This window comes from Oscillibacter sp. KLE 1745, from assembly GCF_000469445.2.
Taxonomy (GTDB): domain Bacteria; phylum Bacillota; class Clostridia; order Oscillospirales; family Oscillospiraceae; genus Oscillibacter; species Oscillibacter welbionis.
The window spans coordinates 1-15,096 of the sequence record NZ_KI271779.1; the positions used below are offsets into that span (position 1 = coordinate 1).

General features: G+C 62.2%; 16 protein-coding genes. 5 read left to right on the forward strand and 11 right to left on the reverse strand.

Annotation, left to right across the window (positions count from 1 at the left end; all coding sequences use genetic code 11):
* Window positions 1-113 precede the first annotated feature (113 nt).
* The 7 genes from trmD to ylxM form a co-directional block, all read right to left on the reverse strand.
* On the reverse strand, window positions 114-902 hold the full coding sequence (trmD, locus tag HMPREF1546_RS16930) for a tRNA (guanosine(37)-N1)-methyltransferase TrmD (protein ID WP_021749094.1): 789 nt from the start codon (window positions 900-902) through the stop codon (window positions 114-116).
* Window positions 892-1,398: a ribosome maturation factor RimM gene (gene rimM, locus HMPREF1546_RS16935; protein ID WP_021749093.1), complete on the reverse strand. Its 507-nt coding sequence runs from the start codon at window positions 1,396-1,398 to the stop codon at window positions 892-894. The genes trmD and rimM overlap by 11 nt, the downstream gene beginning before the upstream one ends.
* 92 nt (window positions 1,399-1,490) lie before the next feature.
* Window positions 1,491-2,612 (reverse strand): sporulation integral membrane protein YtvI, encoded by a 1,122-nt coding sequence (ytvI, locus tag HMPREF1546_RS16940; protein WP_051320065.1) that lies wholly within the window; start codon window positions 2,610-2,612, stop codon window positions 1,491-1,493.
* Window positions 2,613-2,796: 184 nt separating this feature from the next.
* Window positions 2,797-3,027 carry a KH domain-containing protein gene (locus tag HMPREF1546_RS16945; protein ID WP_021749090.1) on the reverse strand — a complete coding sequence of 77 codons (231 nt, stop codon included), beginning with the start codon at window positions 3,025-3,027 and terminating at the stop codon, window positions 2,797-2,799.
* 15 nt (window positions 3,028-3,042) lie between these two features.
* On the reverse strand, window positions 3,043-3,285 hold the full coding sequence (gene rpsP / locus HMPREF1546_RS16950; RefSeq protein ID WP_025543830.1) for a 30S ribosomal protein S16: 243 nt from the start codon (window positions 3,283-3,285) through the stop codon (window positions 3,043-3,045).
* A gap of 63 nt (window positions 3,286-3,348) precedes the next feature.
* A complete protein-coding gene (gene ffh, locus HMPREF1546_RS16955; protein ID WP_021749088.1) occupies window positions 3,349-4,716 on the reverse strand; it encodes a signal recognition particle protein in 1,368 nt (455 codons plus the stop codon).
* 4 nt (window positions 4,717-4,720) lie between these two features.
* Entirely contained in the window at window positions 4,721-5,086 is a 366-nt protein-coding gene (gene ylxM, locus HMPREF1546_RS16960; RefSeq protein WP_036630187.1) for a YlxM family DNA-binding protein, read from the reverse strand.
* A gap of 188 nt (window positions 5,087-5,274) precedes the next feature.
* On the opposite strand from ylxM, the gene HMPREF1546_RS16965 reads away from it, so the two are divergent.
* A complete protein-coding gene (locus HMPREF1546_RS16965) occupies window positions 5,275-6,261 on the forward strand; it encodes a dipeptidase (RefSeq protein ID WP_021749085.1) in 987 nt (328 codons plus the stop codon).
* A gap of 45 nt (window positions 6,262-6,306) precedes the next feature.
* Here the strand turns inward: HMPREF1546_RS16965 and HMPREF1546_RS16970 are convergent, their stop codons facing one another.
* Entirely contained in the window at window positions 6,307-6,705 is a 399-nt protein-coding gene (locus HMPREF1546_RS16970) for a DUF2500 domain-containing protein (RefSeq protein ID WP_021749084.1), read from the reverse strand.
* A gap of 136 nt (window positions 6,706-6,841) precedes the next feature.
* On the opposite strand from HMPREF1546_RS16970, the gene HMPREF1546_RS16975 reads away from it, so the two are divergent.
* The 4 genes from HMPREF1546_RS16975 to folD are packed head-to-tail and all read left to right on the forward strand — an operon-like array spanning window position 6,842 to window position 11,263.
* Entirely contained in the window at window positions 6,842-8,110 is a 1,269-nt protein-coding gene (locus HMPREF1546_RS16975) for a pitrilysin family protein (RefSeq protein WP_021749083.1), read from the forward strand.
* Window positions 8,107-9,378 carry a pitrilysin family protein gene (locus HMPREF1546_RS16980; protein ID WP_021749082.1) on the forward strand — a complete coding sequence of 424 codons (1,272 nt, stop codon included), beginning with the start codon at window positions 8,107-8,109 and terminating at the stop codon, window positions 9,376-9,378. Before HMPREF1546_RS16975 ends, HMPREF1546_RS16980 begins: the two co-directional genes overlap by 4 nt.
* A gap of 30 nt (window positions 9,379-9,408) precedes the next feature.
* Window positions 9,409-10,434, forward strand: a complete 1,026-nt coding sequence (lgt, locus tag HMPREF1546_RS16985) for a prolipoprotein diacylglyceryl transferase (RefSeq protein WP_083491052.1) — start codon at window positions 9,409-9,411, stop codon at window positions 10,432-10,434.
* A complete protein-coding gene (gene folD, locus HMPREF1546_RS16990; RefSeq protein ID WP_021749080.1) occupies window positions 10,418-11,263 on the forward strand; it encodes a bifunctional methylenetetrahydrofolate dehydrogenase/methenyltetrahydrofolate cyclohydrolase FolD in 846 nt (281 codons plus the stop codon). Before lgt ends, folD begins: the two co-directional genes overlap by 17 nt.
* A 60-nt stretch (window positions 11,264-11,323) precedes the next feature.
* Here folD and HMPREF1546_RS16995 read toward each other — a convergent pair whose 3' ends face one another.
* The 3 genes from HMPREF1546_RS16995 to HMPREF1546_RS17005 are packed head-to-tail and all read right to left on the reverse strand — an operon-like array spanning window position 11,324 to window position 14,990.
* Window positions 11,324-12,313: an ABC transporter permease gene (locus tag HMPREF1546_RS16995; RefSeq protein WP_021747887.1), complete on the reverse strand. Its 990-nt coding sequence runs from the start codon at window positions 12,311-12,313 to the stop codon at window positions 11,324-11,326.
* The gene (locus tag HMPREF1546_RS17000; protein WP_021747886.1) at window positions 12,310-13,416 is read right to left on the reverse strand and encodes an ABC transporter permease; all 1,107 of its coding nucleotides are present in this window, start codon (window positions 13,414-13,416) and stop codon (window positions 12,310-12,312) included. Before HMPREF1546_RS17000 ends, HMPREF1546_RS16995 begins: the two co-directional genes overlap by 4 nt.
* Complete coding sequence (locus HMPREF1546_RS17005) at window positions 13,413-14,990, reverse strand: ABC transporter ATP-binding protein (RefSeq protein ID WP_025543832.1); 1,578 nt, start codon at window positions 14,988-14,990, stop codon at window positions 13,413-13,415. The genes HMPREF1546_RS17000 and HMPREF1546_RS17005 overlap by 4 nt, the downstream gene beginning before the upstream one ends.
* Window positions 14,991-15,096 lie beyond the last annotated feature (106 nt).

Sequence of the window (15,096 nt, forward strand, 5' to 3'; positions counted from 1 at the left end):
GAGGCCATCAAGGCCGCCAAGGCTGCGAAGTAAGCGAATAAAAGCCAAGAGCCGCACGGGTTTTGCCCGTGCGGCTCTGTTCTGTTTGAACGCCTATGGGGGATACCGGCAGTTCAGGACTCCGCGCGCTCGGCGGCACAATCCGGATGCTCTGCGACAAACTCCGCCTCAGCCTCCGCCAGGATCTTTTTGTCTGCCTTGGAGGCGAGTTGGGATTTATCGAATTTGGCGAACAGGTCCGGCCGCCGTTCCATAGTGCGCTTGTAGCTCTGCTTTTTCCGCCAGGCAGCCACCTTACCGTGGTCACCGGAGAGCAGGATCTCCGGCACTGCTCGACCGTGCCATTCAGCCGGGCGGGAGTATTGGGGATATTCCAGCAGCCCGTTCCAGTGGGATTCCTCCTCAAAGCACTCCGCATCCGGCAGAACGCCGGGCACCATGCGGCACACCGCGTCCGCCACCGCCATGGCGGGGATCTCTCCACCGGTGAGGACGAAGTCCCCCATGCTGATCTCCTCGTCCACACACTCGTCCAGGAACCGCTGGTCCACACCCTCATAGTGGCCGCAGACCAGGATCAAGTGGTCATATCGCGCTTTCAGCTCCTTGGCAACTTCCTGGGTGAAGGTGCGGCCGCAGGGGGAGAGGAAGATCGTCCGTCCGGGGCCGTAGGTCTCCACGATGTGGCTCCAGCAGCGGTACAGGGGATCTGCCTGCATGACAGCGCCCCGGCCGCCGCCGTAGGGATAGTCGTCCACCTGCATCTGCCTGTTGGTGGTGTATTGGCGGATCTGGTGGCTCTGGATGGAGATATAGCCTCGCTGCTGGGCCCGGCCCAGGATGCTCACGTTCAGCATGGCGTCCACTGAGTCTGGGAACAGCGTCATGATGTCAATTCTCATCCGTGGCCATCCCTTCCCAAACCTGGACCTCCATCCGGTTGGCGTCCAGGTCCACCGATTTGATAAACACATCCGGCACGGCGGGGATCAGATACTCCCGCGCTCCCCTGACCGTGTAGACCTTGTGAGCGGGATAGGAGTCCACCCGGGTGATCTCGCCCAGCGTCTCGCCGGTGGCGGCGTCACAGACGGTCATGCCCAGCAGCTCCGCATCAAAGCAGGCGCCCTCCGGCAGCTTGGCGTCTGCCCGGCGGATATACAGGTTCTTACCCTTCAGGGCCAGGGCCGCGTTCATATCATCCACGCCGGGGAACTTCATCAGCACCAGGGACTTGTGGACGTGGTTGGCAGTGGGGGTGACGGGGGCCCCGTCCAAATAGAACGTCTGGAACTGGGTCAGGAAGGCAGGGTCCTGGCCGTCCGGCTGTACCCGCACCTCGCCCCGGATGCCGTGGGCGTTGACGATGCGGCCGATTTTGATGGTTTCCAATCTCATAGGAGCGCTCCTTTGGGAAGTGATGGCACGCCGGGCCGTCTCCGACCCGGACAGGAGGCAGGCGAGCCCCGTACCCTCCTGCCTGACAACGTTTATTGGCTTGTTTCTGTGTCCGCCCTTCCCAGGGCGGAGGCGGGGAACAGAGAGATGGTCCCGTTGTCGTTGAGATAGCGCAGCAGGGACAGCAGGATGGGCAGGCCGAACAGGCCCACGATGCCAAACAGGTGGTTGCCCACAAACATGCTCATCAGTGTCAGCACAGGATGCAGGCCGATCTGTGCCCCCACGATCCGGGGCTCGATGATGTTGCGGATGACGGTGATGATGACGTACAGAACCAGCAGTGCGAAGGCGTGGGGAAGATCTCCGCCCAGCGCGGAGAGAATGACCCAGGGGATCATGATACCTCCGGTGCCCAGAACGGGGAGAATGTCGAAAATAGCGATCAGCAGCGCCACCAGAATCGCACGGTTCACGCCGATGAGGGTCAGACCAACGGATAGTTCCACAAAGGTGATGGACATGATGAGGGCGTAGGAGCGGATGCAGACGAACAGCGTTCCCACCACATACGCCTTGACCTGGAGTACCAGATTCCGGGTGCTCCCCTGGAGGCAGCCCAGGCAAAACCGCACGATCTTCTGGTAGTCGACGGCGATGAAGAATGTGGAAATCACCATCAGCAGCAGCCGGATCAGGAAGCCGGGCAGGGAGGTGGCGAAAGAGGTGGCTATGGACACACCGCCCACCAATACGACGGAGAGACTGGAGACCAACTGCCACAGCATATTGAGCAGCTGGGACTGCAGCTCCTGCAACGCGGACATGAGGGAGGGGTCCAGCTTGGCCAGCAGCTCCTCCAGCCAGGCGAAAAAGTCAGTGAGCTCCGGGAGAATATAGGCGGAATAGAGCGAGGGAATCTGCTGCACCACAGATGTGATAGTGGCCGTGATCCGGATTCCCGCCAGCGCCAGCAGCAGGCCGATGGTGCCGTATGTGAGGACCACCAGCAGTACCGCCACCAACCCCTTGGGCGCGTGGAGCACCCGGGAGAGGAAGCGGATGGGGCGGCGCAGCACATAGGCGATCAGAAACGCCAAGACGAACGGCAGCAGCAGCGGCAGCGCATACTGCAGCAGCAGATAACCCAGCACCAGAATCAGCGCTAGATAGGTCACATCAATGATGAATTTTTTCTTTTTTTCTGTGGACACCAAAAGCCTCCAATCCCACAGGCAGCGTCACCTGACGCTTGCGGTGTAGTACAGTAAGCAGTGGAACGGGCTGGCCGAAGCGGCGGAGCCGCAGCCCGGACAGCGGCAGCGAAATGATCGAAAAAGGAGGAGGCCTGGCCTCCTCCCTTCGGATCTGGCGGAAGCGGCCCGCCGGATGATCGGTTCAATCTACAATATCTACGGAAACCTTCTGGCCGGTGCGCTGGGCATAGGACCGGATGACAGTCCGGATCTCCTTGGCGATGCGGCCCTGCCGGCCGATGACCTTTCCCATGTCGTCGGGGGCGACGCGCAGCTCCAGCGTCAGCTCCTGGGGACCCTCCACCTCAGTGACAGAGACGGCCTCCGGATCATCCACAAGGTTTCTGGCGATGTAGAGCAGCAACTCTTTCATGCCCGATCCTCCGGATCAGAGGACTTCTACTTTTTTCAGCAGAGCTCTGACGGTGTCGGTGGGCTGGGCGCCGGACTTGATCCAGGCCTGGGCGCGCTCCGTGTCGATCTTGATCTCAGCAGGGGAGACGCAGGGGTTGTAAGTGCCGATCTCCTCGATGAAGCGGCCGTCCCGGGGGAAACGGGAGTCCGCTACCACAACGCGGTAGAAAGGAGCCTTCTTGGCGCCAAGGCGGCGCAGTCTGATTTTCACCATAATTTGTTACCTCCAACAGTAAACTCGAAATTTTTTATCTATAAATGCATAGCACTTATATCCACTTTATTTCAGCCGCTTCTTGCGACCGAAGCCGTGCATCCGGCTGCCCAGGCCGCCGCCTCCCATTTTGGAAAGCCGTCCCCGGGTCATCTGCTTGGTCAGCTGCTGCATCATATCGAACTGCTTCAGCAGCCGGTTCACATCCACCACCTCCAGGCCGCAGCCGGCAGCGATGCGCTTTTTCCGGCTGGCGTTCAGGATCTGGGGATTCTCCCGCTCCAGCGGGGTCATGGAGAGGATGATGGCCTCCGTGTGGGCCAGGGCCTTGTCATCGATGGTGGCACCGGCCATCTGGCGGCCCAGAGCACCGGGCATCATGCTGGCGATCTGGCTCAGGTCACCCATATTCCGCAGCTGCTGGAGCTGTTCGTAGTAATCCTGCAGCGTCAGGCGGTTTTTCCGGAGCTTTTCCTCCAGCTTGGCGGCCTGATTTTCGTCGTAGGTCTGCTGGGCCTTTTCGATGAAGGACAGCATATCGCCCATACCCAAAATGCGGGATGCCATCCGGTCCGGATGGAAGGGCTCGATCATATCCAGCTTCTCGCCGGTGCCCACGAACTTGATGGGCTTGCCGGTGGAGGCCCGGATAGAGAGGGCAGCGCCGCCGCGGGCGTCGCCGTCCAGCTTGGTCAGCACCACGCCGTCGATGCCCAGCGCCTCGTCAAAGGCAGTGGCGGCGTTCACCGCATCCTGGCCGGTCATGGCATCCACCACCAGCAGGATCTCATTGGGATGGACGGCAGCCTTCATCCGCTTCAGCTCATCCATCAGGGACTCATCCACATGGAGCCGGCCGGCGGTGTCCAGGAAGACCATATCACTGCCGTGGTCCCGGGCATGGCGGATTGCATTCTCTGCAATCTGCACCGGGTCACCTTGACCCTGCTCGAATACCGGCAGGTCCAGCTGGCCACCCACCACCTTCAATTGCTCGATGGCGGCGGGACGGTACACGTCGCAGGCGGCCAGCAGGGGCCGCTTGCCAAGCTGCCGGCGCATCAGCCCCGCCAGCTTGGCGGTGGTGGTGGTCTTGCCGGCGCCCTGCAGGCCCACCATCATCACAACGGTGGGACCGCTGTTGGCCATGGAGAGCCGGGCGGTGCCGCCGCCCATGAGCTTTGTCAGCTCTTCGTTGACGATCTTGATGACCTGCTGGGCGGGCGTGAGGCTGTCCAACACGTCGGACCCCACAGCCCGCTCTGTCACGGTAGCCACGAAGTCCTTGACCACCTTATAGCCTACGTCGGCCTCCAGCAGGGCCAGACGGACTTCCCGCATGGCCTCCCGGACGTCGTTCTCTGTCAAGCGGCCCTTGCCCCGCAGCTTCTTGAATGTTGCGTTCAGTTTTTCGGTGAGCCCTTCAAATGCCATGCGATCATTCCTTCAAAGCGGTGGCTTCCGCGTGAATCAATTCCGCCAGCTCAGTCAGACGGGGGTCCTCATACTGGCGGTAGTTGATGGTCTTCAGCTCGGCGGCTGCATCCTCGATGGCCTGCAAATGGCCCCGCATCTGCTCGAAGCGCCGGATCAGGCCGGTCTTGTCCTCCACCTCCTGCATGACGCCCTCCGCCCGGACGATCACGTCCCGGACGCCCTGGCGGGAGATGCCGGCGTTTTCCGCGATCTCAGCCAGAGACAGGTCCTCATTGTAATAGAGGTCAAAGAATTCCTTCTGCCGCTCGGTGAGGAGTTCGCCGTAAAAATCGAAGAGCATGGTCATGCGGTATGTCTGATTTTTCATGAACTCCCTCATTTCTGTAAAGCTGTATTCCTTTACAACGAGAAATAGTTTACAGGATTTTGCCGGAAAAGTCAAGGGGAAAAACGAAAGAAATCCGGAAAAAATTCCCCTCCGGCAGACCGGAACGGCTTGCCAAATCCGCGTTTGCGGCATAGACTGAGAGGGACTGAACAGAACGGAGGGAGTTTATGGTATTCGACGCGCATTCGGATCTGCTGTACGATGTGACCCGGCGGCGCCTGCTGGGGGAGCGGCGGGTGCTGGAGCACCACCATCTGGACCGGCTGCGGCGGGGCGGCGTGGAGGGGCTGGTACTGGCCGTCTGGGCCAGCGGGCCCCGGGAGACGTTCTGGAAGGACACCGCCTGGAAGGATCCTGCATCCAATTTGGGCCGCACCCATCAGATATTTGCCTGTGCCCGGGCAGACCTGGCGGAATGTCCGCAAATCCGCTCGGTCCACACCGCAGCGGAGGCAGAGGCTGCCCGGGCAGCGGGCCAAATCTATGCCTTCCTGGCGGTGGAGGGCATGGCGGCCATCGGCGGGAACCCCGCCGGCGTGGACTGGTACTACGGCCAGGGCGCCCGGCTGGGGATGCTCACCTGGAACGAGACCAATGCCCTGGCCGCCGGAGCCGGAGGCGATCCTCAGGCGGGTCTGACGGAGGCGGGACGCCGGGCGGTGCGCCGGATGGGAGAACTGGGGATGGTGGTGGACGTGTCCCATCTGAACGACGGCGGCTTCTGGGACGTGATGGACCTGGCCGCCGGGCCGGTGATCGCATCCCACTCCAACTGCCGTGCCCTGTGCGATGTGCGCCGGAACCTGTCCGACGACCAGCTGCGCCGCATCCGGGACACCGGCGGCGTGGTGGGGCTGAACGCCTTCCACGGCTTTGTCCACGCCGAGCCCCGGCAGCAGACCGCCAGGACCCTGGCCCTCCACGCCGTCCACATGGCGGAGGTCATGGGGGTGGAGCATGTGGGCTGCGGCTTCGACTTCTGCGAGTTTATGGGCCCTGGAAACGAGGGGGCAGAGGGCCTGGAAAGCGCCGCCCACATCCGGAACCTCTTCTACTGGCTGGAAAAGCTGGGGATGAACCGGCAGGAGCTGGAAATGATCGCCCGGGGCAATTTCCTGCGGGTTCTGGCGGGGCCAGACCTGCCGCCGCAATGAGAAAGACAGCTGCTCCCCATCGGAGCAGCTGTCTGATTTTCTGCATCACGGCTGTGTGAAGCCTAGATAGCGGGTGCCCTGAAAGGTCAGGCGGCCCGTGTCCCCTTCCACCAGGAGACCATACTCCCGGCCACTGACGGAGAACTCCATCCGGTCACCGCTCTCCACCTGAAAGGTGACATAGTACCGGGTGGAGGTGGTCATGTGATGGGTCTCGCCTCCGTGGTGATGGTGGGAGACATCGATCCGCTTGGCCACCACAGTGGCCTCCACCGTCAACCGGGGGGAGTTGTTGTTCCGGTGCCACTGGCTGACACCCCGGACGATCATCACAATGAAGAGACAGAGCACCAGGGCGAAGATCAGAAAGAACAAAATTTCGAATCCGCCGCCGAACATAAAGGAGTCTAAAAGCCCCATGCCGCCAAAGCCGGGCGTGGTCATGAAGATCCCACCTTTTCCTCTTGTTGAGACTGATTTTACCAGATACCGCATAAGTCGGCAAGAAAGAATTTGAATTATGGGAAGAGATATACTATAATAATCCCATGTTGTATTCCACAGAAGAGGAGTTGAGACCTTGGAAAGAACCAGAATCCAACTGGCCGACGGGGTGTATCTCACCTATCTGCCGGCCAGAAAGTTCAAGACCAGCCTGCTCTCCGCCCAGTTCGTCACCCCGCTGCAGCAGGAGACTGCCTCCGCTTATGCGCTGCTGCCGGCCATCCTGCGCCGGGGCACGGTGCGCTATCCCGACCTGGGGGCGTTGTCCGCCCGGCTGGACCGGCTGTACGGTGCCTCTGTGGACTACACCGTCCGCAAGCAGGGCGAGAATCAGTGCGTAGGCTTCGTGGCCAGCTTTATCGACGACAGCTACATCCCCGGAGGGGAACAGCTGCTGGAGCCGGTGGCGGAGCTGTTGGGAGAGCTGCTGTGCGATCCCGTGACCGAGCGGGGCCGCTTTGTGACCGCTTATTTTGAGGGGGAGAAGACCAACCTGATTGACGCCATCCGCAGCCAGGTGAATGACAAGCGGGAGTATGCCTACGCCCGATTGCTGCGGGAGATGTGCGACGGGGAGCCCTACGGCATCAGCCGCCTGGGCGACGAGGCGGGTGCGGAGAAGCTGCAGATGCCAAAGCTCCACGCCCTGTACGGAGAGCTGCTTGCCACCGCCAGGCTGGAGCTGTTCTACTGCGGCAGCGCATCCCTGGAGCGGGTACGGGAGGCGTTGGCCGCAGCTTTCGCCACGCTGCCCAGGGATGGGATCCGGGACATCGCTCCGTCCACGCCCCATCCGGCCCGGACCGAGGTGAAGCGGGTGGAGGAGGCCATGGACGTGACTCAGGGCAAGCTGGGTATGGGCTTTGCCTGCGGCAGCGACGACTACGCCGCCGCGCTGATGGGCAATACCCTGTTTGGCGGCAGCAGCAACTCCAAGCTGTTTTTGAACGTGCGGGAGAAGCTGTCCCTGTGCTACTACGCCTCGTCCGCCTACCACCGGCAGAAGCGGCTCATCACCGTCTCCTCCGGCATTGAGTTCCAGAACTACCAGAAGGCCTATGACGAGATCATGGCCCAGCTGGCCGCCGTGCAGGCTGGCCGCCTGGAGGACTGGGAGCTGGAGGGCGCCCGCAGTACGCTGCTGAATGCCTACGCCTCCATGGGAGATTCCCAGGGGAAGCTGGAGAACTTCTACCTGGGCCAGGCGGCCACCGGACAGGAGGACACGCCGGAGCTGCTGGCGGAGCAGGTGCGGCACGTGACGGCGGAACGCATCTTTGACGCCATGCAGACCGTCTCTCTGGATACGGTGTACTTCCTGAAGGGAAAGGAGACTGCGGAATGAAGCAGACGTTTTACGAGCGGATCGGCGAGTCCGTCTACCGGGAGGTGCTGCCCAACGGATTGCAGGTCTGCGTGGTCCCCAAGCCGGAGCACGCCAAGAAGTACGCCTTCTTTGCCGCCCGGTACGGCGGGATGGACACCCGCTTCTGTCTGGACGGTAAGTGGCTGGACACACCGGCGGGCATTGCCCACTACCTGGAGCACAAGATGTTCGACACCAAGGAGGGTAACGCCCTCCAGGAGCTGGCGAAGAACGGCGCGGAGCCCAATGCCTTCACCTCCAACGCCATGACCGGCTACTACTTCGACTCCACGGAGCACTTTGAGGAGAATCTGGAGATCCTGCTGTCCTTCGTCTCTATCCCCTATTTCACGGAGGAGAGCGTGGCCAAGGAGCAGGGCATCATCGGCCAGGAGATCCGCATGATCGAGGACAACCCCGACTGGCAGCTCTACACCCGGATGATGCAGGCCCTGTACCAGAAGAGCACTGCCCGGACCTCTATCGCCGGGACGGTGGAGAGTATCTCCCACATCACAGCGGAGACGCTGTACGACTGCCACAAGGCATTCTACACCCCCTCCAACATGATTTTGACAGTGGTGGGCAACGTGGATCCGGTCCATGTGGCGGACCTGGCCCGGCGGATCCTACCCCGGGAGGGTGGGCCGGTGGTCCCCCGGGACTACGGCCAGGAACCCGCCCAGGTGGCGGCAAAGGAGACCCGCATGGCCATGGAGGTCTCTGCCCCTCAGTTCCTGACGGCCTACAAGTGCGCCCCGGCGGCGGACGGGGAGGACTACCTCCGTACCGCCGTTCTGGGAGACATGGCCTGCGACATCCTGCTGGGGGATTCCAGCCCCCTGTACCAGCGGCTTTATGAGGAGGGGGTCATCAACACCAGCTTCGGCGGCGCCTTTGAGATGATGCCGGGCGTGGCATACCTCTATGCCGGCGGCGACAGCAAGGACGCCCGCCGGGCTGCCGCTGAGATCCAGAGGGAGGCGGAGCGCCTGGCAGCGGAGGGCATCGACGAGGACTATTACCAGCGGGTGCGCCGGGCGTCCTTCGGCTCCAACCTCCGGGGGCTGAACTCCTTTGAGAACATCGCCGTGACCCTGACGGAGGGGTATTTCCACGGCTATGATCCCTTCCGCTTCCCCCAGGTGTTCGACTCCATCACCAAAGAGGACGTGGCCGCCTTCCTGCGCCGCAATCTGACCGCGGAGCGGGCTGTGCTCAGCGAGATCGTGCCCAGGGAGAACTGAATCCAAGACAGAGAAAGAGGGGAACCCCATTTGAGAGCATTACAGGATATGCCCATCAGCTTTCCCGGCCTGTTCGGGGACTGGTCCTTCAATCCCGACCCTATCGCCGTCCATATCGGCCATGGGATCTACTGGTACGGCATCATTTTGGCCATCGGCCTGCTGGCGGGCCTGGTGCTGTGCATGAAGCAGGCCAAGCGCTACGGCCTGACAGAGGACAATGTGCTGGATATGGTGCTGTGGGCGGTGCCCAGCTGCATCATCGGCGCCCGCCTTTACTATGTGATCTTCTATCTGGACCTCTACCGCAACGCCGATGGCAGCTTAAACTGGGGCGAGATGGTGGCGGTCTGGGACGGCGGCCTAGCCATCTACGGCGCGGTGATTGCCGGGGCCATCGTGGCATTTTTCTACACCCGGCACAAGAAGATCAAGATGGGCGCCATGACGGACCTGGCGGTGATGGGCCTGCTGCTGGGCCAGTGCATCGGCCGCTGGGCCAACTTCATCAATCGGGAGGCCTTCGGCGCCGAGACTACATTGCCTTGGCGGATGCGCCTATGGACCAGCGCCACGGAGTATATCGAGGTCCATCCCACGTTTTTCTATGAGAGCCTGTGGAATCTGATCGGGCTTCTGCTGATCCTGCTCGTGGTCTCCAAAGCCCGCCGGTTCGATGGGGAGAACACCTGGTTCTACTTCCTGTGGTACGGCCTGGGCCGGTTCTGGATCGAGGGGCTGCGGACGGACAGCCTGTATCTCTTTAACTGGACGTTCCTGGGGCAGCCCATCCGGGTGTCTCAGGCGCTGAGTCTGCTTCTGGCAGTCACCGCCGCGGTGATGCTGTTCTACAACATCAAGATCAAAAAGCACTCGCGGGATGAGTTGCTGGTGAATCAGGTGGCGGCGGAAGCCGTCGAGGGGACGGCAGAGGCGGATATTTCCACGGCGGAAGCGGGAGAGAGTGTCCCTGCCGGACAGGAGGAGCCGGAGCTCCCCCAGCCGCCGGAGACCCAAAACGGGGAAGGGGGAGAGACTGATGGCAACACGCATTGACGGCAAGGCGCTGGCGGCCAAGGTCAAGGCGCAGACGGCAGAGGCAGCGAAGTCCCTGTACCGGCGGCCGGGCCTTGCGGTGATCCTGGTGGGGAGTGACCCCGCCTCCCGGGTCTATGTGACCGGGAAGGAAAAGGACTGCGCCGAGTGCGGTTTTTTGAGCTTTGAGCACGCCCTGCCGGAGGACACCACACAGGAGACGCTGCTGGACCTGATCCAGGAGCTCAACCGCGACCCGCAGGTGGACGGCATCCTGTGCCAGCTTCCTTTGCCCGGGCATCTGGACGAGGAGGCGGTGCTGAACGCCATCGCCCGGGACAAGGACGTGGATTGCTTCCACCCCTATAACGTGGGCCGCCTGATGATCGGTGATCCGGTGTTTCTGCCATGCACCCCTGCCGGCGTCATGGAGATGCTGCGGGAATACGGCATCCCCGTCCGGGGCAGGCGGTGCGTGGTGCTGGGCCGCAGCAATATCGTGGGCAAGCCCATGGCCATGCTGCTGCTCCAGCAGGACGGCACCGTGACGGTCTGCCACTCCAAGACGCCGGGACTGGCGGCCATCACCCGGGAGGCGGACATCCTGGTGTCCGCTGTGGGCCGGGTGGGGCTTGTCACACCGGATATGGTGAAGGAAGGGGCCGTGGTCATCGACGTGGCCATGAACCGGAACAGCGAGGGCAGGCTCTGCGGCGATGTAGACTTCGCCGCGGTAGAACCCAAGGCATCCTACATCACTCCGGTGCCCGGCGGCGTAGGGCCCATGACCCGGGCCATGCTGATGCGGAACATCCTCACCGCAGCCCGGAACCACCAGGCGGAGAAGTGAACAGACGAAAAGAGCGCCGCGGCTTTTGGCCGCGGCGCTCTTGATTTGTATGGGGAGAAGCTACCGTTCCTCCCGGAAATACGCCAGACCCAGGCTGGCGGGGGGCTGATTCTCCTTCTTGTTCCGCAGGGAGACAAAAATCAACACCGCGATGGTCACGAGATACGGCAGCATGTTGAAGAGGTACGTGTCCCGCCGGCCCAGGCCGGGGATGATGAGGTACACCCAGAACAGCAGGCCGAACAGGTAGGAGCCCCAGATAGCGTTGACTGTCCGCCAGGTGGCGAAGATCACCAGCGCCACGGCCAGCCAGCCCAGGGACTCGATGGTGCCGTCGTTGGCCCAGGTGCCCTTGATGTAGTCCATGGTGTAGTACAGGCCGCCGAGACCGGAGATACCGGCGCCCACGCAGGTGGCCAGGTACTTGTTGCGGGAGACGTTGATGCCCGCCGCATCGGCCGTGGCAGGATTCTCACCCACGGACCGCAGGTTCAGGCCCGGCCGGGTGCGGTTGAGGAACAGCTGCAGCACCACGGCCAGCACAATGGCCAGATATACCATGAAGCCATAGCTGAACAGCAGCCGCCCAGGAAGCCCCAGGTCCGACAGGCCGGGGATGGTGGCCCGGTACACGGCGCTGGTGGCGGCTACGGAGATCTGGCCCACGCCGCCGGCCATGGAGTTCAGGGTGCCGCCGAAGAAGTTGGCCACGCCGCCGCCGAAGATGGTCAGCGTCAGGCCGGTGACGTTCTGGTTGGCCCGGAGGGTGATGGTCAGGAAACTGTACAGCAGACCGCCCAGGGCGGAGGCGGCGAACGCCGCCAGTAGAGAGATCACCAGACACACGAAACCGGAGGGATCGGGATTGTTGAACTCATAGAAGAAGGAGGCGGCCAGTCCCGCAATACCGCCCAGATACATGATCCCGGGGACGCCCAAGTTCAGGTTGCCGGATTTCTCTGTCAGGATCTCGCCCATGGCGCCGAACAGAATGACGGTGCCGAACTGGATAGCAGACTGAATCAGCTGAACAATTTGGTCGACGCTCATTTGCCCCCCTCCTTTCCGCCCCGCAGGATGATGCGGTAGTTGATGAAAAATTCGCTGCCCAGAATGAAGAACAGGATGATGCCCGTAATGATATTGGAGGCGTAGTCATTCAGGTTGAACTGGGAGGCGATCTGAATGGCGCCCTTCTGCAGAAACACCAGCAGGAAGGAGATCAGGATCATCACAAAGGTGTTGAACTGAGCCAGCCAAGCCACGATGATGGCGGTGAAGCCACGTCCGCCGGCGGTGGAGGTGGAGATGGTGTGGCTGGCGCCGGCCACGGCGATGAAGCCTGCCAGACCGCAGATGGCGCCGGAGATAGCCATGGTGCGGATGGTGACCTTCTTCACGTTGATGCCGGCGTACCGGGCGGTGTTCTCGCTGTCGCCCACCACGGAGATCTCATATCCCTGCTTGGAATATTTCAGGTACAGGAACATCCCCACCGTCAGCAGCAGCACCAGGACAACGTTCAGGCCGTATTCCTGGCCGAACAGCTCCGGGAACCAGCCGTCCTTGGTCCGCTGGTTGATGACGCCCACGGTATTGGAGCCCACGGGATTTTCCCACAGGGCCACAAAGTAGCTGGTGAGCTGGATGGCCACGTAGTTCATCATCAGGGTGAACAGCGTTTCATTGGTGTTCCACACAGCCTTGAAGGTGGCGGGCACCATGCCCCACGCCGCACCAGCCAGCAGGCTGACCACCGCCATGATGACCAGCAGCAGGGGGGTGGAGATATCGCCGCCGAAGGCCCGCATAAACCCGGCGGTGACGATGCCGCCGATGAGGATCTGTCCCTCGGCGCCGATGTTCCAGAAGCGCATCTTGAAGGCGGGGGCCAGCCCCACGCCGATGCACAGCAGCATCATGGCGTCCCGGACAGTAACCCAGCTGCGCCGGGGGGTGCCGAAGGCGCCGTCAAAGATGCCCTCGTACACCTGGAAGGGGTTCAGCTTGGTGACGGCGAAGATGAAGATGCCGCTCACGACCAGGGACAGCAGCACCGCGATGATCCGGATGGCCCATGCCTTGGGGCGGGCGATGCCGTCCCGCTTGGCGATGCGGAGCAGAGGCTCCCTGTGGGTCTTACCCTGTGTCATGCCTCCTTCGCCTCCTTTACAAAGCGGGTCATCAGCAGGCCCACTTCCTCTTTGGTGGTGGTGCGGCCGTCCACAATACCGCTGACCTGGCCGCCGCAGAGCACCAGGATCCGGTCGCACAGCTCCAGCAGCACGTCCAGGTCCTCGCCCACATAGATGACGGCCACGCCTTTCAGCTTCTGCGCCGTCAGCAGGTTGTAGATGGTGTAGGAGGTGTTGATGTCCAGGCCCCGCACCGCGTAGGCGGTCATCAGCACCGAGGGATTCTGGGCGATCTCACGTCCCACCAGCACCTTCTGCACGTTGCCGCCGGAGAGCCGGCGGACCGGCGTGTTGATGCTGGGGGTCAGCACATCCAGTTCCTCCTTCACCCGCTCCGCCAGCTGGCGGGGCGGCTTGCGGTCCAGCAGGGGTCCCCGGCCGGAACGGTAGGTCTTGAGCATCATGTTGTCCGCCATGCCCATGGAACCCACCAGTCCCATGCCTAGCCGGTCCTCCGGCACAAAGGCCATGGACACGCCGATGTCGTGGATCTGCCGGGGATTCTTGCCCAGCAGCTCCTCACCGCCCTTGTCCACCGGCACATGCTGACCGGCGATGGGTTCGTCGGGGGCGGGGGGATGATAGATGACGTGGGACCCGGGCTGGGTAACCCGCAGGCCGGCGATGGCCTCCAGCAGTTCCTTCTGGCCGCTGCCGGAGATGCCGGCGATGCCCAGAATCTCCCCGCCGTAGGCGTCGAAGGAGACATGGTCCAGAGCCTTGATGCCGTCGGGAGTCAGGACCGTCAGATCCTTCACCTCCAGCCGCAGGTTGCGGTCCTCCACCAGGGGACGGTCGATGTTCAGCGTTACTGCATGGCCCACCATCATGTCCGTCAGCTTCTGGGGAGAAGTGTCGCAGGTGGCCACGTCCCCGATATAGCGGCCCTTGCGGAGCACCGCCACCCGGTCGGACACGTCCATGACCTCGTGGAGCTTGTGGGTGATGATGACCAGGGCCTTGCCGTCTGCCTTCATATTCCGCATGACATCGAAGAGCCGGTCCGTCTCCTGGGGGGTCAGCACGGCGGTGGGCTCATCCAGGATCAGGATGTCTGCGCCCCGGTAGAGGACCTTGATGATCTCCACCGTCTGCTTCTCCGACACGGACATGTCGTAGATCTTCTTGTTGGGATCAATGGAAAAACCATATTTCTCACTGATCTCCAGGATTTTGGCGGAGGCGGCCTTCAGATCCAGCTTGCGCTCTCCGTCCAGCCCCAGGACGATGTTTTCCGCTGCGGAGAACACGTCCACCAGCTTGAAGTGCTGGTGGATCATGCCGATGCCGCAGGCAAAGGCGTCCTTGGGGGAGGCGATGGTGGTGGGCTCGCCGTTCACCAGGATCTTCCCTTCGTCCGGGAAGTAGATGCCGGCCAGCATATTCATCAGCGTGGTCTTGCCGCTGCCGTTCTCCCCCAGCAGGGAGAGGATTTCGCCCCGCCTGATCTCCAGGGAGATATCGTCGTTGGCAACCACCTTGCCGAACCGCTTTGTGATGTGCCGCAGTTCAATGGCAGTGGTATGTTCCAAACAGATCATCCTTTCTTTTAGTGTCGGTTCCGCGCCATGGCCGCAGGCACATGCCTGCGGCGCGGGCCTCCGGAGGGAAAAGAAAAGGGAAAAAAGACCCCGGCGG

Bases quoted from the DNA above. Each gene is read 5' to 3' on its own strand.
- trmD (WP_021749094.1), bottom strand. From the start codon at position 902: ATGAGAATTGACATCATGACGCTGTTCCCAGACTCAGTGGACGCCATG.
- rimM (WP_021749093.1), bottom strand. From the start codon at position 1,398: ATGAGATTGGAAACCATCAAAATCGGCCGCATCGTCAACGCCCACGGC.
- HMPREF1546_RS16945 (WP_021749090.1), bottom strand. From the start codon at position 3,027: ATGAAAGAGTTGCTGCTCTACATCGCCAGAAACCTTGTGGATGATCCG.
- ffh (WP_021749088.1), bottom strand. From the start codon at position 4,716: ATGGCATTTGAAGGGCTCACCGAAAAACTGAACGCAACATTCAAGAAG.
- ylxM (WP_036630187.1), bottom strand. From the start codon at position 5,086: ATGAAAAATCAGACATACCGCATGACCATGCTCTTCGATTTTTACGGC.
- HMPREF1546_RS16965 (WP_021749085.1), top strand. From the start codon at position 5,275: ATGGTATTCGACGCGCATTCGGATCTGCTGTACGATGTGACCCGGCGG.
- HMPREF1546_RS16970 (WP_021749084.1), bottom strand. From the start codon at position 6,705: ATGACCACGCCCGGCTTTGGCGGCATGGGGCTTTTAGACTCCTTTATG.
- HMPREF1546_RS16980 (WP_021749082.1), top strand. From the start codon at position 8,107: ATGAAGCAGACGTTTTACGAGCGGATCGGCGAGTCCGTCTACCGGGAG.
- folD (WP_021749080.1), top strand. From the start codon at position 10,418: ATGGCAACACGCATTGACGGCAAGGCGCTGGCGGCCAAGGTCAAGGCG.
- HMPREF1546_RS16995 (WP_021747887.1), bottom strand. From the start codon at position 12,313: ATGAGCGTCGACCAAATTGTTCAGCTGATTCAGTCTGCTATCCAGTTC.
- HMPREF1546_RS17000 (WP_021747886.1), bottom strand. From the start codon at position 13,416: ATGACACAGGGTAAGACCCACAGGGAGCCTCTGCTCCGCATCGCCAAG.